Consider the following 26,484-nt stretch of genomic DNA (forward strand, 5'->3'; position numbering starts at 1 on the left):
AATAGCGGGAATTGTATCGAAAAACGCAACACTTTTTTAATTAAACAATTCTTGAATATTTGAGGTAAAAAGCTTCACAGCAATTGCTAGTAAAATCACACCAAATATCTTTTCAATAATAGCAATTCCATTTTTACCCAAAAAGCGTTGTAAGCTCCCAGAAGTTCTTAAGACAATAAAAACTACAACTACATTTATTAAGATAGCAACTATTATATTTTCTAGGGAAAATTCGGCTCTTAGGGACAATAATGAAGTTAAACTTCCAGGTCCAGCTACAATTGGGAAGGCAATTGGGAATACCGTTGCCATTTCAAGGTTGCTTTCACTTTGCTTAAACAGTTTAATGCCAAGAATCATTTCCAAAGCAATAAAGAACAGGATAAAAGAACCCGCAACAGCAAATTCAAATACATTAATGCCAATAAGACTTAGGATTTTTTCACCAATAAATAAAAAGACAATCAATACAATAGCTGCAATAATAGAGGCGCGTCCACTTTTTATAGTTCCAGACTTTTCTTTCAGTGAAATAATAATGGGAATACTCCCCACAATATCAATAACTGCAAAAAGAACCATCGTGGCTGTAGCTATTTCTTTAAAATTGAAGTTCATATAAATCCGTCAACACGGGCTTTTTAATAGGTTGTTACAGAGTGCAAAAGTAGTATATTTGTCGCATGTTTCAACTAGGAAAAACAATTGTTTCAGAAGATATTATTGAAAAGGAATTTGTCTGCAATCTCGGGGCCTGCAAAGGCGCGTGTTGTATTGAAGGCGAAGCAGGGGCTCCCGTAACCGAGGAGGAAGTTGCTATCTTAAAAGAAATCTACCCTAAAGTAAAACCATTCCTTCGTCCAGAGGGCATTGCAGCAATTGAAGCGCAAGGCACTCACATACTTTCCGAAAGAAAAGAGCTAGAAACCCCACTCGTACATGGTGCCGAATGTGCCTACGTAACCTTTACGGAAAATGGTACAGCAAGTTGCGGAATTGAAGATGCTTACAATGCTGGAGAAGTATCGTTCAAAAAGCCAATTTCTTGTCATTTATATCCCGTCCGGGTGCAAGACTACAGTGAATTTGCTGCTGTAAACTATCACAAATGGCCTATTTGTAACGATGCGTGTACCTTGGGTAAAGAATTGAAAGTTCCAGTCTACAAGTTTGTAAAAGAAGCATTAATTAGGCGTTTTGGAGCGCATTGGTATGCAGAGCTGGAAAAGGTTGCGAATACGCTGTAATACAAATTATAGATAATACCCATGTAAAACAAGCAGATAGTTTGTAGCAGTTTGGATATAAAATATAGCGAACGAAATTTCTTCGAATCTGCAGATGCGTTAACTAAGACTCACAATTTTTACGAGCAAGAAAAATAAGAATAGCGCATATTCAATTAATGCCCAGGGAACCCTTTTATAGTCAACCCAACAGAACCATTATTTATGGAGATGAAACATACGATGCTATATACGAGTTAGACGTAGAACATTGGATATAGCTGTTTTAACCCCTTTTAAACTTGAGCCAGAAACCTAGTGTTTCTGGCTTTTTTTATGGTGTAACATTTCAGCTATGTTTTGTTACATACTTGATAATCGGTTGTAAACTACAACTCTATTTTTACACCTGTTGAGTCATGATTATTTTGATTCTGTGGCTTTTAACCCATAAATGCAGGGTACTAGGGCGCAACCTGAAAAGCCCAAAAATAGAGTAATGAAACTTAATACAAAATTTTAGAAATTATGAAAAGACTATTTACACTTACAGTAGGTATGTTTTGTGTTTTCGCAGCAACAGCACAAATAATGAATACAGATGTAGCGGGTACAGCACTTGAAATTCCTGAACGAACAGCTCAATTGGAAGCTCTGTACCTACAACAAGATTACTTTGCTGAAAATGGAACAGCCCAAGAAATTGAGGCGAACAGACTGGCAATTAAAAATGCTTGGACAGAAATAGACCCAGCGATAGGTGGTCTTTACAAGCCAATAGGTACTATAACTTATAATAGACTAGGAGAAGGTCCAACACCATACATTCCCGGTAAAATTGTAGAACGTCCAGATCCATTACCTCCAACGAGAGATTGGGGCGACGATATTCTAGTTCGTGACGATTTTGTAGATGGAATAGATATGACTGCCACCACAAATACAGGAGATTTATATTTAGGAATGTACGAAAACGATATTGATGCAGGTGGTACCACGGATGGGGTATATATGTATAGATCTACAAATAATGGGGTTACTTGGAATCTTTTTGCCGAAATACAAATACCAACACCGGTGAGAAAGATACAACTCGTGTCATTAGATGGCAAAGGAGATCAATATATTTTGGCATATTTATTATTTGAGGGTGGTCTATTTCAAGTAGCACGTTGGAATACGGCAACTGCCGCGTTTGATTTTGACACTATTACAACTGAGGTTGCAGATTTCTCTGTAGACAGAAATATTCCAGAAAGCACAAGTAGCATGAGGGTCTTAGCAACCTATTTAAAAGACGGCTTTTGTTCTACCGAAGTGTATTCTGCACGGAGTACCGCCGGCGAGTATGGTTTTGGATGGGTAGATGAAGTATCTATAGACAATGTGTGTGGTGCGCAAATAGACTTTGCCTATGCAAGAGCTGGAGATGCTTTTGTAACCTATACAGGGGCTTCTTCTGGGAATTTATTTGTAAACACAAATAACAATTTTAACGACCCTCTGTCGTGGACACCACGAGAAACAGTAGAATTTGGCAATGTAAGAGAAACTATTAATCCAACCATTAGAGCTGCGAGACTAGCACTGCCAAACGAAACAGTTGTTGTTTTCACATCAGACCGTGCAGAAGGTTCTACAGATACTTTTGAAGGTCGAGGCTATCGCAGGCAAAGTAGCGGTGTGTTTAGTGGAATCTATTCCATTGGAAATCCCACTTTTGACATAGTACATACCGATGGTTGGATTAGAAGAACAGCGGCAGGTGTAGAGACTATCCGTTTTAGTTTTGTACAGGATAATGTTGATAATTCAGAAAATAATGAGAATAACCCGCTAACCTTTAACGGGACAACATTTGATGATGATTCGTTTCCGGTAGCAGATAGCCCAATAGATGTATTTAATGGCTTTCCGTCTGTTATTGCAGAAACTGCAGACGAAGAACCGTGTATGGCGTTTGCAGGTACAAATACAGGAAGAGGCTTTGGATTGTATTTTGATACCCGCGCCGAAGTACCCCTTACTGTAGCTGAAAACTCCATAATGAAACTTACCTATTTCCCAAACCCCACCAATAATGTGCTGCAGGTTCAAGCAAATACTACTTTAGACGGAGTGAAAGTTTATAATATAACAGGTGTAAAAGTTTTGGATATTCAAAATAATGAGCTTACCAATACAATTTCTGTGAACATTAGCACCTTGGCCGCAGGCATCTATGTGATGAAGGTTACATCAGGTTCACAAACAGGTACTTATAAGGTGGTAAAGCAGTAACCTTGTATTTTTTTGTAGTAATGCCGAAAATGGGTTGATGAAATTTTAACCTATTTTCTAATTTTTCAGTATCTGCGTTCGATTTCTAGGGTGTTTTTTTTGGTGAAAATTAAATACAACTCAATCGGGTGCAATTTATATCACTGATATGTAGTATATTAGTGTGTAACAATCAATTAACTAATTTATTTAAAATTTTTTCCATGAAAAAAGTACTAATTATTTGTATGGCCGTAAGTCTTCTTACAGCCTGCGACAATCCTGTTTCAAAAAAAATTAAAGAAACAAAAGAAGGGGTAACCAATACTACTAAAGCCTATAAAGAACTCAATAAAATGGGTGATGATATTAAAGAACTTCAGGAAGTAGAGCCACTCACTAATGATGAAATGAAAGCCTGGCTTCCTGATGAAATAAACGGAATGAAACGTACAGGCTACAAAGCGGGACAAACAGCGTATATACAAATAGCAAGTATAGAAGCTACCTACAGTAATGAAGATAAAAGCAAAACATTTAAAGTTACTGTGATGGACGGAGCAGGAGAAATGGGAGCTTCGGCAACAGCAGGAATCCGAATGATGCTCTCTATGGATATGGAAGAAGAAGACGAGTATAAAACAAAACGAACCGTAAAAAAAGGTGATATCAAAGCCATTGAAGAATACAAGAAAAACAACAATAACACAAGTATTCAATTGTTGCATGGGAAACGTTTTTATGTTCAAGCCAACGGAACCAATATGGACGTAGATGAGACCTGGGATGCTATTGAGGAGCTAGATCTTGACGACCTGGGATAGTTCTTAACTATCTATTCATTTAAGCCAGAAACTGAAAAGTTTCTGGCTTTTTTTATGATGTTACATTTCTAATACACTCTGACACATATGTGATAACAAAGTGTTGGCAGCACAACTACTTTTATACTTGTTGAAGGATTAGCCCTTTTTATATAGGGTTGTTTAACTTTTTAAAAACAGGAGGTTTCTCTCTGTTTTTGGAGTATTTACTTTCTAATTACGGAGACTCTTAAGAATACTTTTGAACCATTAGTGCAGCTTACTGGGGCGCAACCTGAAAAGCCTAAAAATAGAGTAGGGACATTTAAATCAAATTTTTAGAACTTATGAAAAGATTAGTTACATTAACCGCTTGCCTGCTAATTATGTTTGCAGCAACCGCACAAACAGTGAGTGAAGACTCGGCTGGAACAGCACTTCAAGCTCCTGAGCGAACACCTCAATTAGAGGCTTTGTACCAACAGGAAAGATACTTAGCCGAAAACGGAACAGCTCAAGAAATCGAAGCCAATAGACTGGCTATAAAAAATGCATGGACAGAAATAGACCCAAGTATAGGTGATCTTTATAAGCCCATAAATGCACCACTATATGGTCGTGTAGGGGAAGGACCCACACCGTATGTTCCAGCCGAAATTTTAGAGCGCCCAGAACCACTGCCAACGACCAGAGATTGGGGAGGCGATATTTTAATTAGAGACGATTTTGTAGATGGTATAGATATGACCGCCACTCTAAATACTGGTGATCTTTATGTAGGTATGTATGAAAACGTCATAGATTTTGGAGGCGACGAAGACCTTATTTTTATTTATAGATCTACAGACAAGGGTGTTACATGGGAAATTTTTGCAGAAACAATCGCAATTAACCCAATAAGAAAAATACAACTCATATCATTAGACGGAACTGGAGACCAATTCATCTTGGCATATTTAATGTTCGAGAACGGGTTACTTCAAGTACTACGTTGGAATACCGCTGGGGGCCCATCCAGCCTTGGATCGGTGGCTAGTGATGTGGCTGATTTTGCGGTTGATCGAAATTTCCCTGCAAATACAGATGGAATGAGAGTGTTGGCTACTTATTTGAAAGATAGTTCCTGTACTACCGAAATATTTTCTGCAAGAAGCACAGCAGGACAGTATGGTTTTGGTTGGGTTGATGAAGTATCTGTAGATGCAGTTTGTGGGAACCAAGTAGATTTTACCTATGCAAGAGCTGGAGACACTTTTACAACCTACACAGGAAATGCGTCGGGAAATTTGTATGTAAACACAAACGACGCTTTTAATGACCCTACTTCATGGACTCCACGAGAAACAGTAGAGTTTGGGAATATACGAGAGACCATAAACCCAACCATTAGAGCAGCGAGATTAGAACTCCCTGACGAGAAAGTAGTTATCTGGGCATCGGACCGTGCAGATGGTTCTACGGGTAATTATAATGGTAAAGCCTACCTAAGAGAAAGTAGTAGCATATTTACCGAATTTTCAAACTTTCCATCTGGAGGAGCCAACTGGAACATTGCTCATACGGATGGCTGGATAAGGAGGACTGAGGGTGTTGAAACCATTCGTTTTAGCTATGTTCGAGACAATATCGATAATTCAGAAAACAGTGTGAATAGATCGATCACCTTTAACGGGACAGATTTTGACGGATTTGAACCCGTTGCAGACAGCCCTGTAGATGTGTTTGACGGATTCCCTTCTGTGATGGCAGAAACGGCAGACGAAGAACCATGCATGGCTTTTGCAGGAACCAACGGAGGGTTTGGTTTTGGATTGTATTTTGATACTCGTGCCGAAGTAGTTCTTGCTACAGGTGAAAACACTATAGCAGGGCTCACTTATTTTCCAAACCCAACTAGTGATATACTCAACATAAATGCTAATACTAATTTAGATCGTGTGGAACTCTATAGTATTACAGGCGCAAAAGTTTTAAATATTCAAAATAATGAGTTAACCAATACCATTGCTGTGAACACGAGCAATTTATCCGCAGGCATTTATGTGATGACTGTGACAGCTGGTTCACAAATAGGAACCTACAAGGTTGTTAAGCAGTGACCTTGTATTTTTTTTCGTAATAATGCTGAAAGTCGGTCTGAAATAAAATTTAGGCCGATTTTTATATGCAATGAAGAAATCTCTTTTTGAAAACCATAAAAAAAGCCCATTTAAAGAAATGGGCTTTTTTAGCTATTTAAAAAAGAAGACTTTCAATATTATGCTTCACAACTGGCACAATCCTTCTTTTGTTTAAATTTTTGCGCTGCATTCATACTGTGCTGGTAATACAAAGATTTTAATCCCAATTTCCATGCTGTTATGTGTATTTTATTGATATCCTTAGTAGGCATGTCTGGGTGTACAATAATATTTACAGATTGTCCTTGATCAATGTGGTTTTGACGATTTGCAGCTTGATAAATAATATCCATCTGGTCAATTTCAGAATACGTTTTGAACACCTCTTTTTCTTCTTCAGTTAAAAAATCCAGATGCTGTACAGATCCGTCACGATCGCGAATATCTCTCCAAACATCTGGGGTGTCCATTCCTTTTTCTTGTAACAGAGCTACTAAATAAGGGTTTTTAATGGTGGTCTTTATTTTTGCAATATCTTTTACATAAATGTTGGACCAGATAGGTTCAATACCTTGTGATACCTGTCCTAAAATAAATGCTGAAGAGGTTGTAGGTGCTACTGCATTGAGAGTAGCATTTCTTCTGCCATAGCCTTTCAATACTTCTGGTTCTCCAAATAGGTCAGCAAGTTCCTTTGAAGCGCTGTAAGAGCGTTCCTTTATTTCTCTGAAAATTTCACTGTTGAGGTTAAAGGCTTCCTGGCTATTAAAGGCGTGCATTTTGGATTGCAACAACGAGTGCCATCCCAATACACCCAATCCTAGGGCTCTGTTTTCCTTAGCGAAGTTATAGGCGCGTTCCATAAATAGAAATGTCTGGCGGTCCTCTCTATCTTCAGAATTTTTATAAGACTCAAGTTTTTCAAGAAACTCTGTAATTACCGCGTCCAGGAAAAATACCATTGTTTCTACAGCGTCGGTATCCTTCCATTTGTCGTAATGCAATACATTGATACTGGAAAGTACACAAACAAACGACCAATCATGATTGGAAGGTAGCATTATCTCAGTACACAGGTTACTTGCGTAAATTTTGTGGTTTTTATCTTTATAGACATCTGCAGCGTTATTGTTTGCGTTGTCTGTAAAAAATACGTACGGATAGCCCATTTCGCCACGGCTTTGTAGCACTTTTGCCCAGATGGTTCTTTTCTTTTCATCACCTTCTATCATTTGCTCCATCCACTCGTTGGTAACCGTTACCCCGTGGGTAAGTTCTTGAATGGGATTACCTTCGCTGCCTATTTCTAAAAACTCCATGATATCTGGATGCTCAATAGGTAAATAAGGAGAAAAACGACCGCGACGCACAGAGCCTTGGCTTACAACATCTACCATAGACTCGAACAAACGCATAATATGCACAGCGCCGGAAGCTTCCCCGTTATTTTTAATAGGCGCTCCACGAGGACGTATTTTCCCGAAGTATCCCGAAGTACCTCCGCCCAATTTGGACATCATCCCAACTTCAGATTGGGTATAGAGGATATTTCCAATATCGTCGTCTATATGCGATCCAAAGCAACTTATAGGCAGTCCTCTCTTTTTTCCAAAATTAGACCATACAGGAGATGCTAGTGAGAAGTACCCTTCAGACATATAATGGTAAAATTTATCTGCATATCCGGGAATTTTCAGGATATCTTCGGCTCTTTCAGCTACTTCTCTAATGCGTTGTTCTGGGCTTACATCTTCGGTAAGATACCCTGCTTCTAGAAAATTACGGCTGTTCTCATTGAGCCATGAAAAGCTTTCGCTGGTAACAGCATTTTTAGAAAGTGCGCCTTTTCTTGCAGCAATTAAATCGTTGTTGGTAGGGATCGTTTTTTGCTCTCCTGGGGTTGTTGTTGTTTCTTTTTGCATAATTTAAAAAAGGTCGTCGCTGGTTATACTTTGTGTTCTTTTGCTATAGTTTACAGATCGTTTCACGAAGAAATCGCCGTGTTTGGTTCCAATAATTTCGTCATCAAACCATTCGGTTTCATTTACGAGAGCTTCATCTACTTCAAATACCTTTTCAATACCGATGCTCTCTAAAGATTTATTGAAACGGCTTTTCAGGAATTCATTCACTACATTTTTAGGCAAGAAGTCCAATTCTCCTTTTTCAAAAATCCAGTCTACCAACTCGCCTTCAGCTTCAAAAGCTTCTTTACACAATTTTCGGATATTCTCGTGGTATTCTGGCGTGAACCACTCTGCGTGTTCGTTTTGTAAAATTTTAATAAGGTCTATCCCAAAATCGCCGTGTATTTGCTCTTCCTTAGAGGTTGCCTCCACAACGTTGGAAATTCCCTTAAACATATTCTTATGCTTATTGAAAGCCATGATGATTAAGAATTGAGAAAACAGGGATACATGCTCAATAAATAGCGAGAATAACAATACGGCTTCTGCATATTCCTTGTCGTCATCACTCTTGGAATTGCGTAATGCTGTTTCCAAATACTGTACACGCTTCATGATAACGGGCTTTTTCTTGAGTTCTTTAAACTCTTTGTTAAGCCCAAGAATTTCAAGAAGATGTGAGTATGCATCTGCGTGGCGTACTTCACTCTCGGCAAAAGTGGAACCCACAGCGCCAATTTCAGGTTTAGGCATTCTGTGATATAAATCGCCCCAAAAAGATTTTACGGCAACCTCAATTTGAGAGATGGCCAACATAGTATTTTTTATGGCACTGCGTTCTACGGTAGTCAATCTTGTTTTAAAATCCTGAATATCGCTTGTGAAATTAAATTCGGTATGGATCCAATAAGAATGGCGAATAGCTGGTACATATTCATACAACTCCGGATACTCATAAGGTTTTAAGCTAATACGTTTCTCAAAAATATCGGTTTTACGTTCTTGTGTACGCTTGTTACGATAAAGGATGTACGCTTTGGCAACATCAGGAAAACCACATTCCATTAGTTTTGTTTCTACTATATCCTGAACCTCTTCTATCGTAGGAATATAGTTTGTGTTGTTTTCTTTACGCCCCAATAATACTTTATAAACAGCTATCGCAACATTTTGAGCGTCTTCTTGTTCGCTCTCCTTAACAGCGTTCATGGCTTTAAGTACTGCTGCTGTAATTTTGTCTAGATGAAAAGATTTTGTTGAATTATCTCTCTTAATAATGTGTGTTATTTCCATAATGCCCCAATCAATATTTTGTTATAGAACTAATCTCGACCTTTTGTTTGAAACCGTCCCGATAGCTATCGGCAGTAAATTTTGTGCTCTAATGAAGACACTTTTTAAAAGCCTAGCAATAGCTGCGGTTCTCAAAAGTGGCAAAATTAGGGTGCAAAACGCACAATTTTCAGGTAAAAGAAAAAGTCAAGATGTATTCTTTCTCTGGTAAGTAAATATCATATTATTTTAAAGGAATTCTAAGGATTTCAAGTTGGTTTCTCAACACTGTTATTAACAAAATCTTAAGAATACAATAGGTATGGGCGTTCGCGGGAATTTGCTAAATATCAACATACGTTTGTTAAGAAGTATTGTTGTTTATTTAAAATTAAAATTTTCTGTATAGAAGTTAGGTATGAAGGGCAGTATGCATATGTTTCGACACAGACGCTACTTTATTGCCCAATCGAAAAATAAAGATGAAAATGATGGAGGTTTTTTAATGTGGGGCTCTTAAACTATTGTTTTTTTGAGAAAATTTAGAATATATTTTTAGACAAAGGGACCTTGGATAGCATTTCCCTTATTTAATTTTTGGTGATGGTATCTGTCCCCAGATACGCATCATCTTTATTATAATACCAGGCACGTACTTTCGGTAATTTAATACTGTTTATGGTGCTTTCTTCAGAAAGTAGAATATACTCACCTGTATCTTTTCCAGCGCCATTTGGGTCCCCTTTAAAAAATTGGTATACCTCCATAGCGTAGCTGGTTGGATTCAAGTAAAAAAACCAAACATCGCTACCTACGGTTTTGTCATAGGTTACTTTCAATTTTAGATACTTTTTGTCTTTAAAAGTTACGGTTTCAACCGCTGGAGAAAGAATTGCGCCAGGGTCCTTCAATTTCATAGGGAGGCCATAAAGGTAGGTGTAGTAGTTTTTATAAAGGCTTGCCGTTTCGCAGGGAGTTCTTGCACCTGCCTGGGCGATTGAGTCTGTTATGCTGGTGGTGCATTTTCCTTTGTTTAAGGTATATGTAGTCTTTTCTCCGTCACGGGTGTTTATTAATTTAAAGAAGTCGTCGGCTATATTAATAGTAATATCACTTACTCTGTCAAGATTTTCAGGCGTAGCCATCGTAACCTGAAAAGTACTATTAAATTGTTCCCAGTTTCCGTTGGGATCGTGATAGGCGATGGCTTTATCTAAAACTTCGGAAGCTTTCATTTCCTGGGCGGAACTATTTTTAACGTTTAAAATGAACAGTGAGAAGGCTAGGATATAAAATTTCATAAGCTATATATTTCAGTAGCTAAAGATACTCAAGTATCCCAAAAGTTTGCTTGTATACCGTCTGTAAAACAGAAATTTTTTACTTCATATAAACACGAGCGGAAGTGTTTTCAATAGAAAAACTCCATACAGGCATAGCCCATATGGAGTTTTTAATTGTAGTATGTATATGGTGTTATTCGCGTTTATAACTTGAATAGTATTCTTCCATCAAGTTCATAATACCCGTTGCCAAATCTTTGGTTTCTAACAGAATATTGAAATACAACGTAGTGTTCTTAGGGCTAGATTCTTCACTTCGGGTACGGTCTATTTGTTTCTGAATTTTATTTGAAAGCATCGTTTCCAATTCAGTTTTTCTAGCTAACACAAAACTAATTCGCTCAAACTTGCGGCTATTGAAAACCTCTTCAATTTCTTCCAATACCGAACTCAGCGTTTGGTCTATTTCCTGAAGATCTTTAATCTGACTGAATTTTAACTTCTTATGGTTGTTGTTAATGTGTTTATAGCTCTTTTTAGCTATAAAGTCTAACGACTGGGATATATCTGTAAGAAAAGCTAAGATCGTTATGTAAAAGTTGCTTCCCCGCACACTGGTTTCATCCAGATTTTTGATGAGGTAGAAAATATTGTCACGCAATTCTTCTATTTCGGCGTCTAGCTTATCTACTTGTTTTCTGCCTTTTTTCAAGCCGGAAGAGTCTTCTTTGGCAAGACCTTTCAATACAATGGTATAAATCTTGTTGGTACGCGCAATTACATTTGTAATATTATCGGCACTTTCAGAAATAATACCTTGTACCGTACTGCTTTCGCTCTTTTTAAGTTTGCTTGGATCTAAAGAAATTTCACTTTTCTTTTTATGTGAAAGATAGTTTCTAGCCAACAATAAAGCGGTTAACAATAAGAGTATTGGGGTCATGATCTCTTTGTTCCACTGTATTAAGAATACCACAACACCACAAGCTACAAAGGCGCCTAAAGCGGTAAAGAACCACCCGCCAATCACATTTAACACACCAGCAACACGATACACAGCGCTTTCTCTTCCCCACGCTCTATCTGCTAGTGAGGTCCCCATAGCTACCATAAACGTAACATAGGTAGTGGAAAGTGGAAGTTTCATTGTGGTTGCTATAGAGATTAACACACCTGCTACCATTAAGTTTACAGACGCTCTAACCATATCGAACGCAGGAGCATTCATACTTTGATCTTTGGTAAGTGCTTTGGTGTCGAGTTTTTCAAATCTTTTATTTAATTTTTCTTGGGTTGCTGCAGGTATCAGTTTGCCCATGCCTAATGAAATTAAGGTTGTACCTCTTACAATGACTCTGGATAACATGTTGGGCTGAAATTTCTCGTGCGATTCTCCCTGTCGTGATAAACTGATTTCGGTTTCGGCAACGGTTCTTGCTTTTTTGGAAAACCAAAGGGTTATTACCATAATAGAACCAGCAATAAACAGTAATAAAGGTTCTGCGGGCACTTTGCTTTCTAAAACTTCCATAGAGAATGCACTGGCATCTACACCTGAAGCCACCCAAAATTCGTACGAATGAAAAGCAGCCATAGGGACTCCAATAAAGTTTACCAGGTCATTCCCAGAAAAAGCTAAGGCCAATCCAAAGGTTCCTACAGAAATTACAATGATTAAAATACTCTTTTTAAATATTTTCTGAAATGCATATGAAAACAACGTAAAGACAATAAAACTACCTAGTAAAATTATTAGTTCATTGCCCTCCACTACATCTTTAAAATGGTCATACCAAGGGGTTCCTTTAAGACCTTTCATAAAGATAAAGTATCCAATTGCAGCTAATGCCACACCACCAAATACAGCACCAAAATGCTTCATCTTTTCTTTTATGTGGAAGGTAAATATTAATCTGGAAACCCATTGTACGATGGCTCCCACAGAAAATGCAATAATCACAGACAATAAGATTCCCCCAATAATCTCTATTGCTTTTGCGGTATTTATATATTCACCAAGGTTGGCTAGCGTTTCAGTTTCAGACTTGCTTATTTTTATAAAGGACATCACAACAGCAGCTCCTAATAAGTTGAATACAATAGAAACCGTTGTAGAGGTTGGTAAACCAAGGGTATTAAAGAAATCCAGTAGCAGAATATCTGTAATCATAACGGCCATGAATATGACCATGATCTCATCAAAATAAAACTGGCCTGGAACAAAAATTCCTTTTCTGGCAACTTCCATAAGACCACTTGAAAAGACAGCACCTATAAAAATACCAAGACTTGCTACAATCATGATGGTTCGCATAGAAATAGCTTTGGAACCAATAGCAGAGTTCAAGAAGTTAACAGCATCGTTACTTACGCCAACCACGATATCTACCACGGCTAACACAACTAACGCAATCAACATGAATAAATAAATATTTTCCATTTTACTTTAAATTATTTATGGTGCAAATGTCTCACTTTAATAAAGTGGAATTGTTACCAAATTGTTATCTCTTTAATTAAAAATGCAGTTCAAATCCAGTTCGTATCATGATGTTGTCTTCGTTACCATTTAAGGTAGTATAACTTATATCTCCCTGAACTTTTAATTTATGTCCTACTATATATTTTGAAACACCTAGGGTGTATTGATCTTCTGGTGCTTTACCTGCTACCGATTTAAAATCGGTAGTGGTGTAACGCCCGGTAATTTCGTAATTATTTTTGAATAAATAACTGGTCTGTATATTAAAGGCGTTTCCAATGCGAACAATGTCGCCAGTAGCAGTTCCGTCTGCTTCAACCGCTATTGGCGTATCTGCGTCACGGGATGCATATTCGGCCATAAGAGCAAAGCCTTTGTATTTAAACATAACATCTGCAAATAATGTAGTGATATCAGTTTCATATAAAGAACCATCCTCTAAAAACATATAAGAACCTAGGTTACTTCGGGTTTTAACCGCATTATTGTTATAGTCGTAGGTAACTCCAACCATTAATTTTGGAGATTGTTCTCTTTTTAAATCGCCTTGTTGATAGTCACCACCAGAAGTAAATTTTCCGAAGGGTAAAAATTCCAAGCGCCCTGTATATTGCAAACCACCTTCATTGCCCTCACTAATATTGCGTCCTTCTCCTTGCGAGACAGCAGTTTTTTCTCGGGTCCAGAAGTTGCCTCCCCAATTTGTTTCGTGACGTACCTGGACACCCACATCTCTATCAATGTTAAAATTGCTATTTAATAATGAGCGATCAATTAATTGTAAATTTGCTGAAGAAACTACGCGTTCTACATTACCGGGAAGTTTGGTTTGTCCTGCCCACACTTCGAAATTTTCATAAAAATTCCACATAATTACGGCGTCCAAAATAATGCGGGGGGTATTTCGGTTAAATTGATTGGCTCCCGAAATATCTCTGTTAGACAATCCTAGTTCAATTTTATAGTTCAGTTTAGGAGAGTATGCAAACCCAGCAAATTTAAGACGTGCTCGACGAATAGAGAAATTGTATTCTGGTTTTCCGTAGGAAGTTCCATCGTGATTCCACTCGGCACTATAGCGCCCTTGGATACGGGGTGCAAATTGGACACTAAAGGAACTATCCTTTGCAACAAAGTTAATTAAGCCTTTGCCAAATTTGGTGTCGCTAATTTCTTGTGCAGAAATGGCATGAACTGTAATACATGCAAGGAGCACGAATAGGTATCGTAATTTCATTTAAATCCAGTATAAGTTTTTGTCGCTGCAAAGAACTAAAACCAATGTTAATTGAACGTTACCTAACAATTAAGTTTTAACTTATTAAGTGATATGTATGTAGATTAAAAAAGGCTACCTTAAACAAGGTAGCCAATACACAGTAAAATCTAGTTGACAAAAACTTAAACGATTTAAATTGTGTATGTCTTACGACCCTACAAAATAAGGACATCCAAATAGCTTTAATGTAACGCTAATATTAAATTACTATTAAGGAATATTAGCTAAATATGTTAAAATTAAAAACTTAACATTGGGTAATATGCTGTTTAATAATAAGTTACAGTCTTAATGTTACCGTAACGTTACCAAAACCTTTCAAAATTGTTAACTAAGTTGTATTTTTGGTAAACAGATCGAAAAAAACAATAGTATGAAAAATATTCTTTCCCTTTTAGTAGTGTGTTTACTAGCTAATGTAGCTGTAGCACAATGTAATAAAACTTGTAGTAAAGATGTCAAGGACAAGTTTGTACTAGTTGATGGCCTTATCGAGGCTACCTTGTACCATGAAAATGGAGCTGTAGCTCAAAAAGGATTTTATACCAAAGAAAATAAATTACAGGGTGAGTGGATTAGCTACGATATTGAAGGAAATAAAACTGCAGTTGCTCAATATGATAATGGAAACAAAGTGGGTACATGGAAGTTTTACCAGGGAGAAACCTTGAAAGAAGTAACCTATGCAAACTCAAAAATTACTAAGGTAAGCACTTGGGAGGCCAAAAATACCCGAGTGGTTACGTATAAATAATCTGATTAAATTTTTATTTATAATAAAGGGAGGTAAAACTTAGTTTTACTTCCCTTTTACAATGAATATATCTCTACTTTATTTTAAAACTTAAAAGTATATCCCAAACTAATATCCTGTCCAGGTTTCCATTTAGAATAAATTTGATCTTGCCCACCAAAAGATTGGTAGACACTTTCAGTAGCATCATCCAAAAGGTTCTCAAATTTTAATGCTATTGTTGAATTCATTTTCTCACCAAATGTTTTTGAAATATTTAGCTTCACATTGTGAAAAGGCAATGTGAAAACGTCTCCTACATCACCTGCTCCCACAATCTGTAAGGTTTTACCTTGTGAATTGTAAAACAAGCCACCATTCCAGCCATTATCTTCATAATTTAAGCCAACATTAATAAGGTAGGGTGATTGCCCTTGCAACTGCCTGCTGTCGTCTAGTGTTTCTCCTTCTCTTAAGTTGTCCAGCCTTCCCTCTCTTTCATCCTCGCTATATTCTTGCTGAGACTCTATAAGTGAAAAATTTACGTTGAAATTAATTTTGTCTAACCCATTAATAAAACTTAAGTTCTTTCGTATTTCAATTTCACCACCAAATACGCTAGCGTCACCAAGATTTAAAGGAGTGTATTGCCCATACGCTCTTCTTATAAAAGAAAGTTCAATAGGATCTTTAAATGATTTATAAAAACCACTTAATGCAAAGAAGTCGCCAGACTTACCATATTTCTCAAACCTTAAATCGAAATTATTGATATAGGTAGGTTGAAGATCAATATTCCCAATAAATGTAGTACTACTTATAGGATCAAAAATCTCCGCCAATGATGCTTCTTTAAATGAAGGTCTTGCGGTAGTGCGGGCAAAAGAGGTTCTAATTTTCCTGTCCCCATCTTCATTCAAATCAAAAATCAGATTAACAGATGGAAAGAAGTCCGACTTATTTAGGATTTCAGCATTGTTCAACGAAGAACCATCTTGTCTTTCCCCTGTATACGTTAAATTGAATTGCTCAAATCGTACGCCAACGATAGAGTTAAGCCAATCGGTAACCTTAAATTCTTCTGAAACATACCCTGAAGCTACAGAAATGTCAGAATCGAATGAATCTGAATCGTTTGAATCTTGTCGTATATAAAACCCACTATTAGTTGCGGAATCATAAATATTTTCATCAGCTAGTATCTGGTCAGGGTCACCATTTATAGATGCTGAAGGGAAATTTAATAGCGGTATAGAAAACTTTAAAACTTCAAAAGTTCGATTTTTAAAAGTATAACCTCCTCCAAATTTTGTTTTCGCGTCATAACTAAATAGAGAGTGGTTTTTTTCAACATCCAGTTTTCCTGCAAGACTTATCTCTTCTAAGTCTCTAAAAAACCTAGAAGGCACGCCAGACTCACTAGGTTCAATGGTAAATGTTTGCTCTCCAGTTTCAGAATTTGTAGTGACTCTAAAAGGGGTTACTCTAAAATCTTTATCTTCAATTCGAGCTAATGAAGGAGATAAATTCCACTCCACGCCCCAGTCATTTTCATTTCCTAATGTATGTTTTCCGCTTAGAAGACCATTTGTAATAGATCTTTGAGTGTATATTAAATTATCCTTAATTACATTGTTACTACTTATTATAAAGTTACTTTGTCTAAAGATAGAAGCTTGAGATTCTCCATTTTGTACGTGTAGTACATTGAATCTATATTTAGATTTTTCAGATTTTAAAGTTAAACCTGCCAGTGCACTAATTAATACATTGTTGCTTCCTAGCTCACCATTTTGGGTTCGGTCTGCCAATAATTCAAAGTTAGATTTATCAGCCTCATCTTTTCTATAAATCTGTCCATCTATATATTCATCGTAATAAGATGTTTCATTACGATAGGATACTGAAGCTAAATAACCCAGTTTTTTATCACCAATTTCATATTGGTTTCCAGCTGTTGCTGAGAAATTGAAATCCAAAAAACTAGTCTCACGCTGTGCGGCTAATCGTTGTTCAAATCTTTGGGTAATTACCGAAACAACCTCCCCATTTTGCTGTGGTAATGGTACCACCTGGTTGGAGGCAAGTGGATTGTCCCTTAATCCATTATCAAAACCTAAAAAATCTGTACTGCTTTTTTCTGAAACCAAATAACTGTCTTTAAAGTGAAAGTCAGAATTATAAGTAGCGCCAATGGAAACACTGTATTCTTCTCGTGTAGGGATGTCTTTCGTAACAATATCAATTACACCACCCGTAAAATCTGCTGGTTTATCTGCTGTAGCAGCCTTGATTACAATTACATTTTCAAGAATTTGCGTGGGAAAAATATCAAGTTGCAAGGTATTTCTATCTGGATCTAAACCAGGTACATCCACACCGTTCAAAATAGATTTGGTGTATCGATCACCAAGACCCCTTACATACACAAATTTTCCTCCTTGTATGGATACTCCAGGTACGTTTTTAACCGCACTGGCAATATCGCTAGCGCCTGTTTTTTTAATACTCTCTAAAGAAAGACCATCCAATAAGTTTACTGAGTTCTTCTGGAAACTAAGAACCGAAGCTACTGTATTCTGGCGTGCTGTGGTTGTAATTACAACCTCGTCCAATTGACCTGCACTGGCGTTTAAAGTCACATTGGTGTTCGTAATTTCGCCTTCTGAAATCACCACGTTGGTAATTTCTTTAGTTTGATACCCAACAAACGAAAAAACTAAGGTATACGAGCCCGGTTCTAGCGTTAGGTTGTATTCCCCTTCAAAGTCTGAGGTGGTACCTTTTTGAGTGTCTTTAACAACAATATTTGCAAAAGGAAGCACGTCATTAAATTCGCCGTCATTTATAGTTCCTGAAACACCAGTCTGACTAAAAATTATTTGAGAAAATAAAAGGCTGCTTACTAAAAATAAGAAATTTTTCATATTTGTTTATTCTATAAACAAGCTCGTCTTGTTTTTACAAGACGAGCAAGTTGGCTAATTGAAATCTGGTAATACTATCAAAGTTTAGTGTGGTGCCTATTTAAAAAGCTCCCTTTGCACTTGCAAAAGTCCAAGAGAAAACGCTTGTATTAGCACCACCTGTTGTTCCGGTAGTTGTCCAGCTAGCGGCTCTTTCAGTGAATGTAGGATTTAAAATAAGTATCTCTTCATTTATATCATTGGTGTCATCGCCATCATCACAATTAGAAATACAAGCCACTTTTTCAACAAATACTGTGTTATCAGCACCGTTTAAAACCCAGTTTTGAAAAACTATTTTTCCGTCTAAAAAGTTTTGAGACACTTCGTTGTTGTCCAATTCTACATCAGAAGAAGATTTGAATCCTGTTGCATATACATTTCTAACAGTCCCTAAGGCACCGTCTCTAAAATCTGCATATTCACCATTTTCTGTAACGGTATTTCCAATAAGTGTTAATCCATCAATAGTAAAGCTCCCTTGTAATGAACCGGCAGGACCATCAATTTCTAGAGCGTGGTCAGAAATCTCTCCGGCAATCACTAAAGAGTTTGAAATAGTTCCTGAGTAGGCTTCGTCTATATCTAAGCCATCATCACCTTGTGACCAAACCAGCAAGTTAGAACTGTTTACAGAACCTCCAAACCACTCGATACCATCATCTACGTTTGCAACTACTTCAATATTTGAAATTGTTGTTCCAGAACCAACACCACCTAGTGTAAGGCCGTTAATTTCATTCCCTTCACCAATTAGTGTTCCTCCGTGACGGATAGATACGTAATTCATTGCTCCAGAATCATCAGCATCATTAGTTCCTCCGTATAATCCATTAGTATCACTAGCAGGAATACCTTCAATCTGGTTTTCCAATGCATCTCCAGATAAAGATGCTCTAGCACGACCTAAAATAATAACGCCACCCCAAAGACCTCTGTCATTTTGAGAAAGGTTTGTTCCAGCTGCTTGTCCAAGTTCAATATTGTCTGTACTAGAGGTGAAGATAATAGGAGCACTAGACGTTCCGTTGGCTTGAATTTTACCGCCACGCGCAATAATTAATACAGAAGCATTTGCCTCCTGACCTGGTAAGGCCTTAATAATTGTTCCAGATTCAATAGTAAGGGTAGCGCCGTCAACAACAGTTACACGACCATCCAGAGTCCATACAACATCACTTGTTAAGGTTTTGTCTTCTGTAATTTGTCCAGTAATAACAGAATCTACCTGCATTGGATCATCATCAATTTCAATAGGATCATTATCATCACTGCTACATCCAACAACGAATAACGATAGTGCTATAAGAGCCATTTTAGAAATAAAGAATTTTTTCATTTTTTTTAAATTAAGTATTTAGAGTTAATTTTCTTTTGCAAATAAACTCACATTTACGGGAGCGGCAGTTACCTCAATGTTATGGTTGTTTTAGCATTAAGTAAGGTTTGCGTTACCTTAATGTTATGCTGCTATTGATTTTTGTTTAGGTCGAAACTACGACACGCTACTCCAATTTTGCGTTAAGTACTTTTAAGAAAAGGTGATGGTTTTTACTACGGCAACTTTATAGAAATTGGTATCTTGCCAGTACCAAAAACGGTTTACTATGATGCAATGGGAAGATTTGCTCTCGCTACAAAAGCATGGCGACACCAAAAAAAGACTACGTGTAGAAGAAAACGAATCCCGAACGGGCTTTGAGGTAGATTACGACCGGGTAATTTTTTCTTCAGCATTTAGAAGTTTGCAGGATAAAACCCAGGTTATTCCACTTTCCAAAACATCGTTTGTACACACGCGCTTAACCCATAGTCTGGAAGTAAGCGTGGTTGGACGCTCGCTAGGAAGACAAGTGGGAAAGGCTATTTTAGAAAAACATCCACATTTATTTAAAGTACACGGATTTCAATCTACAGATTTTGGAGCTATTGTCGCAGCTGCAGCTTTGGCACACGACATTGGAAACCCTCCGTTTGGACATAGTGGCGAAAAAGCGATTGGCGCCTATTTTTTAAGCGGAAAAGGACATCGTTTCAAATCGCAACTTACACCAAAACAATACCAAGACTTAGTAGATTTTGAAGGAAATGCCAACGGATTCAAAATTTTGACTGAAAGCAAAAATGGCGTTAATGGCGGATTGCGACTTACTTTTGCAGCCTTGGGCGCTTTTATGAAATATCCTAAGGAAAGCCTTCCAAAGAAACCCACCCAACACATTGCCGATAAAAAATATGGTGTCTTCCAAAACGATGTGTCTTTTTTTATAGAAGTAGCTGAAAATTTAGGACTTCCCAAACGTGGTACTGAAGAAGACATGAGTTATGATCGGCACCCGCTATCGTATTTGGTAGAAGCAGCAGACGATATTTGCTACACCATCATAGATTTTGAAGACGGTATCAATCTGGGTTGGATTCCCGAAGAAACCGCTCTGGAATATTTACTGCAATTGGTGAAAAATTCTATCAATAAAGAAAAATATGCTACGCTTTCTCAAGCCAAAGACAGGCTGGCTTATTTACGGTCGTTAGCCATAAATACCCTAATTTCCGAAGCTGTTGAGATTTTTATTGCCAACGAAGATGCTATTTTAAAAGGCGATTTCCATGAAGCTTTGTTAGATAAAAGTCGCTACCAGGCACAGATAACCGATATTATAAAAGAAAGTATCTCTAAAGTATATGAAAGCCCCGAAGTTATAGAAAAGGAACTCGCGGGCTATCAAATTCTTTCTACCTTATTGGACGCTTACACCACAGCTTTTGAAAATGAAGCTAACGACAACCTGCGTCACTACGATAAACTAATTCTAAAAAGTTTTGAGGAAACCGAAATCCCATCAAGCACATACAATTATTTAATGCTGTGTTGCAATCACATCTCTATGTTGACAGATGGGCAGGCATTACAGTTGTTTCAGAAGATTAATGGAAACTTATAGCCCCTTCCGAATTTCGTAATTAAACAATGTAAGTTTCAATGAAACCAAGTTCCGAAATTCACCTTCCCCAGATCGCGGAAAATAAATGGAAAGTTTCATTAAAAATAAGTAACCGCTGGGGGAAGGAGCTTTTTAAGAAGTTTTAACTAAAGTAATTGTTTGGATCCTCGCCATAAGCGGGGAGAGGAGGGCTAAATATTTTCGATAGAAAATATTTAGGTCGGAGTGGGTATGAGCACTAGCTTACTAGATATAAAATCTTTTAAAAACTATAGAAAACGTTCAATAGCCTCCTGAATCTTATTAGCTGAAATCCCAGCCAAATTTTGCAGTTCTTCTACAGTACCGTGTTCTGGAAATTCATCTGGAACTCCTAGAATTTTAATGGTATTCTGAAAGTTATATTCCGAAGCAAATTCAAGGATCGCACTTCCTAATCCGCCTTTTTTTACGCCGTCCTCCACTGTAATGATATGTGTATGCCTGCTGAAGATTTGTTTAAGCAAGTTAGTATCCAAAGGTTTTAAAAACCGAAGGTCATAATGTGCTATTTTTTCGGTTGAAGATTTTTCAACTTCCCAAATCGCTTCTGTAGCATGGTTCGCTATGGTTCCAATACTCAAGATGGCAATGGCACCCCCTTCTTTTAGCTGAAGTGCTTTCCCTATTTTAATCCTTTCAAACGGTTGTTGCCAATCCAGTATACTCCCACGACCTCGTGGATAACGGATGGCGATGGGAATTGCTAACCCAAGCTGTGCTGTGTATAAAATATTTCGAAGTTCTAGTTCGTTTCGTGGTGCAAATAGGATGAGGTTTGGAATGCATCGCAAATAGGCTAAATCGAAAATACCGTGATGCGTGGCGCCATCTTCCCCTACAATTCCTGCCCGATCTAAACAAAAAATAACGGGAAGTTTTTGCAGGCACACATCGTGAATAAGTTGGTCGTAGGCACGTTGTAAAAAAGTAGAATAAATAGTACAAAAAACAATCATTCCCTGGGTTGCCAACCCAGCTGCAAGAGTAACAGCGTGCTGTTCTGCTATCCCAACGTCAAAAGCACGATCTGGGAAAGCGTCCATCATAAATTTCAGGGAACTTCCTGTGGGCATGGCAGGCGTGATGCCTACTATTTTTTGGTTTGTTGAAGCCAGTTCCACCAAGGTCTTTCCAAATACATCTTGAAATTTGGGAGGTAAAATTTCAGTTGATTTTGGGAACAAATCTCCAGTTTTGGCGTCAAATTTTCCTGGTGCGTGGTATTTCACCTGGTCTTCTTCGGCTTGGCGTAATCCTTTTCCTTTTTTGGTGATAACGTGTAAGAGTTTGGGGCCTTCAACGTGTTTTAGTCTATTTAATTCAGTTAGTAAAATGGAGAAATTATGACCATCAATCGGTCCTGAATAGTTGAAATTCAACGCTTCAAAAATGTTGTCAGTTTCTGGCGCACCATCCAGATTTACTTGGGTAAGATAATTTTTTAAGGCGCCTACACTGGGGTCAATACCAATGGCGTTGTCATTCAGAATAACTAATAAATTTGTTTTGGTAACGCCGGCGTGGTTAAGTGCTTCAAAGGCCATTCCGCTGGCAATAGAAGCATCGCCCACCACCGCAATATGTTGAATACTGTTGTTGCCTTTTAATTGGTTCGCTAGTGCCATTCCCAATGCCGCCGAAATGGCAGTGCTACTGTGCCCAACGCCAAAAGTATCGTACTCGCTTTCGGTTCTTTTTGGGAAACCACTTAAACCATCTAAACGTCTGTTGGTGTAGAAGTTTTCCCTGCGACCCGTTAGTATTTTATGCCCATAAGCTTGGTGGCCTACATCCCAAACCAATAAATCTCTTGGTGTGTCAAAAACATAATGAATTGCGACGGTTAATTCGGCAACACCCAAGCTTGCGCCTAAATGTCCTTCTTTGGTAGCTACAGCATTAATAATAAAATCACGGAGTTCCTGAGTGAGTTGCGGAAGTTGGTCTTCAGGAAGTTTCCGCAGATCTGCAGGAGAGGTAATGCTATATAACAGGTTTGCTGACATTAGAACAAAGATACCACTTCGATACTATTTTATTCCTATAGTCATAAAATCACTCAGTAACCTTAATTTTGTAGTTTTGAACAGAGAACAGAGAACAGAGAACAGAGAACAGAGAACAGAGAACAGAGAATGATACAACCTTTCGACGATACCTATTTTATGAAAAAGGCTTTACAAGAAGCCGAAGCGGCCTATGAACAAGGAGAAATTCCTATTGGCGCCGTAATAGTTGTAAAAAATCAAATTATAGCAAGAGCACACAACCTAACCGAAACTTTGACAGATGTAACCGCCCATGCCGAAATGCAAGCCATTACAGCTGCGGCCAATTATTTGGGAGGAAAGTATTTACTAGATTGCACGTTATATGTAACTATTGAACCCTGCCAAATGTGTGCTGGGGCTTTGTTCTGGAGCCAGATTTCAAGAATTGTCTATGGGGCAAGAGACGAACAGCGAGGTTGTATTGAGATGGGAACTAAGCTACATCCAAAATCAAAATTGGAAGGTGGTATTCTTGCTGAAGAAGCTTCAGAATTATTGAAGCGATTTTTTATTGAAAAACGGAATTTGAATTAATGCCTCGCCTACGCTCGGCAACCAGAGAAATCCTAGATTGCAAATTAATTTGGTGTCCGAGCCCTTCGACAGGCTCAGGATAAACCAAGGCCAAGGACAAAAAAAATCCTCCAAAACGTATAGCTTTGGAGGATTTTGCGGTTGATTTTACGAATATATATCTTAGTCGTGAAGTACGCGAACTTGTCCCGCCGTCATTCCTTTTCTTCCTTCTTCTTCAACATATTCTACTTTGTCACCTTCGTTAAGAGCTTCGCCATTAAGTCCGGTTACGTGTACGAAAATGTCTTTTCCGGTGTCATCGTTCGTGATGAATCCGTAACCTTTCGATTCGTTAAAAAATTTTACTGTTCCTTCCATTGTAATAAAAAATATAGTTAATAAGTAACAAAGTTACATTTTTTCTGACTTCGTAGGTTACCAAATTGTAACTTTTTGTAAAAATTCGAATAGAGTTTCAGTATTTTTTAGTAATAAAAGGGAGTGTAGAATCGGTTAGTTTTAAGCAGATTATAGTTTTTTGTCCTTCCCTTCTTGTCGCATTTTATCAAGATTTTCCTTGGTAAGCATATAGTCTTTAACGCTTTTATTTTTCCAACGGTGGTAAATGAAAAGTGGCATCCAAACAAAGAATAAACCAGAAATCCCAATTCCAATACAAAATTCGCCCGTTTTAAGATCGTCGGTCTTTATATAAAATCCGAAGGCTATCGAAGCAACAATTAATAGGAATATGATGATGAGTATTATTCTCATTCAGGATTTAATTTTAGGAGTTTCTTCGACTAGGTTCTTTGTGACAAATTTATTAAAGGTCTAATTTTAAATGTAACTCCTCCAATTGCGTAGCATCTAAAGGTGCTGGTGCATCTATCATTACATCGCGACCGCTGTTGTTTTTTGGGAAGGCGATGAAGTCTCGGATGGTTTCTTGCCCGCCCAAAATGGCAACCAGTCTATCCAATCCAAAGGCAATACCCCCATGTGGCGGTGCGCCATATTCAAACGCGTCCATTAAGAAACCGAACTGTGCTTTCGCCTCTTCTTCCGAAAAACCGAGGTGTTTCAGCATAATAGCTTGCGTCTTCTTATCGTGAATACGTATAGAACCTCCGCCTATTTCGTTTCCGTTTAGGACTAAGTCGTATGCATTTGCTTTTACCTCGCCTGGGTTTGTATCCAATAATTCCAGCTGCCCTGGCTTTGGAGAGGTAAATGGATGGTGCATGGCGTGATAGTGCCCAGTTTCTTCGTCTAATTCCAACAAAGGAAAATCTACCACCCAAAGCGGTGCAAATTCATTTGCTTTTCTAAGACCTAGTCTTTCTGCCAGTTCCATTCGTAATGCTGAAAGTTGTGCGCGCACCTTAGTAGTATCTCCAGAAAGTATACAAATAAGATCGCCTTTTTGGGCTCCGGTAACCTCGGCCCATTTTGCCAAGTCTTCTTGATTGTAAAACTTATCTACTGAAGATTTGTAGCTTCCGTCGTCATTGCAGCGGCTATAGACCATTCCTAACGCTCCTACTTGTGGGCGTTTTACCCAATCGATAAGGGTGTCAATTTCTTTACGAGTGTAACTGTTCCCACCCGGAACAGCGATGCCTACTACTAATTCAGCATTATTGAAAACGCCAAAATCTTTATGTTGCGCCACTTCATTTAGTTCGCCAAACTCCATCCCAAAACGGATATCTGGTTTGTCGTTTCCGTAGATACGCATGGCGTCATCGTATTGCATTCTTGGGAAGTCGCCTAATTCCACGCCGTTTATTTCTTTCAACAGGTGACGGGTGAGACCTTCAAAAGTATTTAGGATGTCTTCCTGATCAATAAATGCCATTTCACAGTCTATTTGTGTGAATTCTGGTTGTCTATCGGCTCGCAGGTCTTCGTCTCTAAAGCATTTTACAATTTGGAAGTATTTGTCCATTCCGCCTACCATTAATAACTGCTTAAAGGTTTGTGGTGATTGTGGAAGGGCATAAAATTGTCCTTCGTTCATGCGGCTGGGCACTACAAAATCGCGGGCGCCTTCGGGAGTAGACTTTATAAGGTAGGGAGTTTCTACTTCGATAAATTCTTTTTCGGATAAATAGTTACGTACGGCCATGGTCACTTTATGACGAAATACCAAGTTATTACGAACAGGCTTACGACGTATATCTAGGTAGCGATATTTCATACGCAGATCTTCGCCGCCATCGGTTTCATCTTCAATAGTGAAGGGAGGTGTAAGAGATTTATTCAGAATAGAAATTTCAGAAACTAAGATCTCAATATCTCCAGTGGGCATATTTGAATTCTTGCTTTCACGTTCAATTACCGTACCTGTTACTTGTATCACAAACTCTCGCCCTAGTTGTGAAGCGGTTTCCATCATTTCTGTTGGAGTTCGCTCTTCGTCAAAAATAAGCTGAGTAATGCCATATCTATCGCGAAGGTCTACCCAAACCATAAATCCTTTATCACGGGTTTTTTGTACCCAACCTGCAAGGGTTACTTTTTTATTTATATCTGCGGCACGAAGTTGGCCATTGGTGTGGGTTCTGTACATGTTGAAACGTTGGGTTGAAATTTTC

19 protein-coding genes are annotated in these 26,484 nt (G+C 38.0%); 7 read left to right on the plus strand and 12 right to left on the minus strand.

Annotated elements, in window-relative coordinates; translation table 11 throughout:
• Nucleotides 1-36: 36 nt before the first annotated feature.
• Nucleotides 37-618 (minus strand): MarC family protein, encoded by a 582-nt coding sequence (locus ACQ2HF_RS05480; RefSeq protein WP_432412520.1) that lies wholly within the window; start codon nt 616-618, stop codon nt 37-39.
• A gap of 65 nt (nt 619-683) precedes the next feature.
• Here ACQ2HF_RS05480 and ACQ2HF_RS05485 point away from each other — a divergent pair, with 65 nt between their 5' ends.
• From ACQ2HF_RS05485 to ACQ2HF_RS05500, 4 genes are all read left to right on the plus strand, one after another.
• The gene (locus ACQ2HF_RS05485) at nt 684-1,247 is read left to right on the plus strand and encodes a DUF3109 family protein (RefSeq protein WP_432412521.1); all 564 of its coding nucleotides are present in this window, start codon (nt 684-686) and stop codon (nt 1,245-1,247) included.
• Between the two features lie 507 nt (nt 1,248-1,754).
• Nucleotides 1,755-3,506, plus strand: coding sequence for a T9SS type A sorting domain-containing protein (locus ACQ2HF_RS05490; RefSeq protein WP_432412522.1), 1,752 nt, complete (start codon nt 1,755-1,757; stop codon nt 3,504-3,506).
• A gap of 203 nt (nt 3,507-3,709) precedes the next feature.
• Nucleotides 3,710-4,309 carry a hypothetical protein gene (locus tag ACQ2HF_RS05495; protein WP_432412523.1) on the plus strand — a complete coding sequence of 200 codons (600 nt, stop codon included), beginning with the start codon at nt 3,710-3,712 and terminating at the stop codon, nt 4,307-4,309.
• Between the two features lie 326 nt (nt 4,310-4,635).
• Complete coding sequence (locus tag ACQ2HF_RS05500) at nt 4,636-6,387, plus strand: T9SS type A sorting domain-containing protein (protein WP_432412524.1); 1,752 nt, start codon at nt 4,636-4,638, stop codon at nt 6,385-6,387.
• A gap of 158 nt (nt 6,388-6,545) precedes the next feature.
• Here ACQ2HF_RS05500 and ACQ2HF_RS05505 read toward each other — a convergent pair whose 3' ends face one another.
• The 5 genes from ACQ2HF_RS05505 to ACQ2HF_RS05525 all read right to left on the minus strand — a co-directional run bounded on the left by ACQ2HF_RS05505 (nt 6,546) and on the right by ACQ2HF_RS05525 (nt 14,589).
• Nucleotides 6,546-8,330, minus strand: coding sequence for a ribonucleoside-diphosphate reductase subunit alpha (locus tag ACQ2HF_RS05505; RefSeq protein ID WP_432412525.1), 1,785 nt, complete (start codon nt 8,328-8,330; stop codon nt 6,546-6,548).
• A 3-nt stretch (nt 8,331-8,333) separates the two neighbouring features.
• The gene (locus tag ACQ2HF_RS05510; protein ID WP_432412526.1) at nt 8,334-9,608 is read right to left on the minus strand and encodes a ribonucleotide-diphosphate reductase subunit beta; all 1,275 of its coding nucleotides are present in this window, start codon (nt 9,606-9,608) and stop codon (nt 8,334-8,336) included.
• A 569-nt stretch (nt 9,609-10,177) separates the two neighbouring features.
• Complete coding sequence (locus tag ACQ2HF_RS05515) at nt 10,178-10,888, minus strand: DUF6503 family protein (protein ID WP_432412527.1); 711 nt, start codon at nt 10,886-10,888, stop codon at nt 10,178-10,180.
• Between the two features lie 175 nt (nt 10,889-11,063).
• Nucleotides 11,064-13,310 (minus strand): inorganic phosphate transporter, encoded by a 2,247-nt coding sequence (locus tag ACQ2HF_RS05520; RefSeq protein ID WP_432412528.1) that lies wholly within the window; start codon nt 13,308-13,310, stop codon nt 11,064-11,066.
• 76 nt (nt 13,311-13,386) lie between these two features.
• Nucleotides 13,387-14,589 (minus strand): porin, encoded by a 1,203-nt coding sequence (locus tag ACQ2HF_RS05525; RefSeq protein ID WP_432412529.1) that lies wholly within the window; start codon nt 14,587-14,589, stop codon nt 13,387-13,389.
• Nucleotides 14,590-15,004: 415 nt separating this feature from the next.
• Between ACQ2HF_RS05525 and ACQ2HF_RS05530 the strand changes: the two genes are divergently transcribed.
• The gene (locus ACQ2HF_RS05530; protein WP_432412530.1) at nt 15,005-15,385 is read left to right on the plus strand and encodes a toxin-antitoxin system YwqK family antitoxin; all 381 of its coding nucleotides are present in this window, start codon (nt 15,005-15,007) and stop codon (nt 15,383-15,385) included.
• An 83-nt stretch (nt 15,386-15,468) separates the two neighbouring features.
• On the opposite strand, the gene ACQ2HF_RS05535 is transcribed toward ACQ2HF_RS05530, so the two are convergent.
• Together ACQ2HF_RS05535 and ACQ2HF_RS05540 are read right to left on the minus strand one after the other, a co-directional pair.
• Nucleotides 15,469-18,291 carry a carboxypeptidase-like regulatory domain-containing protein gene (locus ACQ2HF_RS05535; RefSeq protein ID WP_432412531.1) on the minus strand — a complete coding sequence of 941 codons (2,823 nt, stop codon included), beginning with the start codon at nt 18,289-18,291 and terminating at the stop codon, nt 15,469-15,471.
• A 100-nt stretch (nt 18,292-18,391) separates the two neighbouring features.
• Entirely contained in the window at nt 18,392-19,669 is a 1,278-nt protein-coding gene (locus ACQ2HF_RS05540; protein ID WP_432412532.1) for a hypothetical protein, read from the minus strand.
• Nucleotides 19,670-19,940: 271 nt separating this feature from the next.
• Here ACQ2HF_RS05540 and dgt point away from each other — a divergent pair, with 271 nt between their 5' ends.
• Nucleotides 19,941-21,275 carry a dGTP triphosphohydrolase gene (gene dgt / locus ACQ2HF_RS05545; protein ID WP_432413055.1) on the plus strand — a complete coding sequence of 445 codons (1,335 nt, stop codon included), beginning with the start codon at nt 19,941-19,943 and terminating at the stop codon, nt 21,273-21,275.
• A 269-nt stretch (nt 21,276-21,544) separates the two neighbouring features.
• Here dgt and ACQ2HF_RS05550 read toward each other — a convergent pair whose 3' ends face one another.
• Nucleotides 21,545-23,323: a 1-deoxy-D-xylulose-5-phosphate synthase gene (locus tag ACQ2HF_RS05550; RefSeq protein ID WP_432412533.1), complete on the minus strand. Its 1,779-nt coding sequence runs from the start codon at nt 23,321-23,323 to the stop codon at nt 21,545-21,547.
• Nucleotides 23,324-23,452: 129 nt separating this feature from the next.
• On the opposite strand from ACQ2HF_RS05550, the gene ACQ2HF_RS05555 reads away from it, so the two are divergent.
• Nucleotides 23,453-23,902, plus strand: coding sequence for a nucleoside deaminase (locus tag ACQ2HF_RS05555; protein WP_432412534.1), 450 nt, complete (start codon nt 23,453-23,455; stop codon nt 23,900-23,902).
• Nucleotides 23,903-24,064: 162 nt separating this feature from the next.
• Here ACQ2HF_RS05555 and ACQ2HF_RS05560 read toward each other — a convergent pair whose 3' ends face one another.
• The 3 genes from ACQ2HF_RS05560 to aspS all read right to left on the minus strand — a co-directional run bounded on the left by ACQ2HF_RS05560 (nt 24,065) and on the right by aspS (nt 26,459).
• Entirely contained in the window at nt 24,065-24,262 is a 198-nt protein-coding gene (locus tag ACQ2HF_RS05560; protein WP_432412535.1) for a cold-shock protein, read from the minus strand.
• Nucleotides 24,263-24,412: 150 nt separating this feature from the next.
• Complete coding sequence (locus tag ACQ2HF_RS05565; protein ID WP_432412536.1) at nt 24,413-24,658, minus strand: hypothetical protein; 246 nt, start codon at nt 24,656-24,658, stop codon at nt 24,413-24,415.
• Between the two features lie 52 nt (nt 24,659-24,710).
• Nucleotides 24,711-26,459, minus strand: coding sequence for an aspartate--tRNA ligase (aspS, locus tag ACQ2HF_RS05570; RefSeq protein WP_432412537.1), 1,749 nt, complete (start codon nt 26,457-26,459; stop codon nt 24,711-24,713).
• Nucleotides 26,460-26,484 lie beyond the last annotated feature (25 nt).

Origin of the sequence: Rasiella sp. SM2506 (genome assembly GCF_050859505.1) — a bacterium.
GTDB lineage: Bacteria > Bacteroidota > Bacteroidia > Flavobacteriales > Flavobacteriaceae > Marinirhabdus.

Excerpts from the sequence above, each read along its gene's own strand:
- ACQ2HF_RS05480 (WP_432412520.1), bottom strand. The coding sequence starts at position 618 with ATGAACTTCAATTTTAAAGAAATAGCTACAGCCACGATGGTTCTTTTT.
- ACQ2HF_RS05485 (WP_432412521.1), top strand. The coding sequence starts at position 684 with ATGTTTCAACTAGGAAAAACAATTGTTTCAGAAGATATTATTGAAAAG.
- ACQ2HF_RS05490 (WP_432412522.1), top strand. The coding sequence starts at position 1,755 with ATGAAAAGACTATTTACACTTACAGTAGGTATGTTTTGTGTTTTCGCA.
- ACQ2HF_RS05495 (WP_432412523.1), top strand. The coding sequence starts at position 3,710 with ATGAAAAAAGTACTAATTATTTGTATGGCCGTAAGTCTTCTTACAGCC.
- ACQ2HF_RS05500 (WP_432412524.1), top strand. The coding sequence starts at position 4,636 with ATGAAAAGATTAGTTACATTAACCGCTTGCCTGCTAATTATGTTTGCA.
- ACQ2HF_RS05505 (WP_432412525.1), bottom strand. The coding sequence starts at position 8,330 with ATGCAAAAAGAAACAACAACAACCCCAGGAGAGCAAAAAACGATCCCT.
- ACQ2HF_RS05510 (WP_432412526.1), bottom strand. The coding sequence starts at position 9,608 with ATGGAAATAACACACATTATTAAGAGAGATAATTCAACAAAATCTTTT.
- ACQ2HF_RS05515 (WP_432412527.1), bottom strand. The coding sequence starts at position 10,888 with ATGAAATTTTATATCCTAGCCTTCTCACTGTTCATTTTAAACGTTAAA.
- ACQ2HF_RS05520 (WP_432412528.1), bottom strand. The coding sequence starts at position 13,310 with ATGGAAAATATTTATTTATTCATGTTGATTGCGTTAGTTGTGTTAGCC.
- ACQ2HF_RS05525 (WP_432412529.1), bottom strand. The coding sequence starts at position 14,589 with ATGAAATTACGATACCTATTCGTGCTCCTTGCATGTATTACAGTTCAT.
- ACQ2HF_RS05530 (WP_432412530.1), top strand. The coding sequence starts at position 15,005 with ATGAAAAATATTCTTTCCCTTTTAGTAGTGTGTTTACTAGCTAATGTA.
- ACQ2HF_RS05535 (WP_432412531.1), bottom strand. The coding sequence starts at position 18,291 with ATGAAAAATTTCTTATTTTTAGTAAGCAGCCTTTTATTTTCTCAAATA.
- ACQ2HF_RS05540 (WP_432412532.1), bottom strand. The coding sequence starts at position 19,669 with ATGAAAAAATTCTTTATTTCTAAAATGGCTCTTATAGCACTATCGTTA.
- dgt (WP_432413055.1), top strand. The coding sequence starts at position 19,941 with ATGCAATGGGAAGATTTGCTCTCGCTACAAAAGCATGGCGACACCAAA.
- ACQ2HF_RS05550 (WP_432412533.1), bottom strand. The coding sequence starts at position 23,323 with ATGTCAGCAAACCTGTTATATAGCATTACCTCTCCTGCAGATCTGCGG.
- ACQ2HF_RS05555 (WP_432412534.1), top strand. The coding sequence starts at position 23,453 with ATGATACAACCTTTCGACGATACCTATTTTATGAAAAAGGCTTTACAA.
- ACQ2HF_RS05560 (WP_432412535.1), bottom strand. The coding sequence starts at position 24,262 with ATGGAAGGAACAGTAAAATTTTTTAACGAATCGAAAGGTTACGGATTC.
- ACQ2HF_RS05565 (WP_432412536.1), bottom strand. The coding sequence starts at position 24,658 with ATGAGAATAATACTCATCATCATATTCCTATTAATTGTTGCTTCGATA.
- aspS (WP_432412537.1), bottom strand. The coding sequence starts at position 26,459 with ATGTACAGAACCCACACCAATGGCCAACTTCGTGCCGCAGATATAAAT.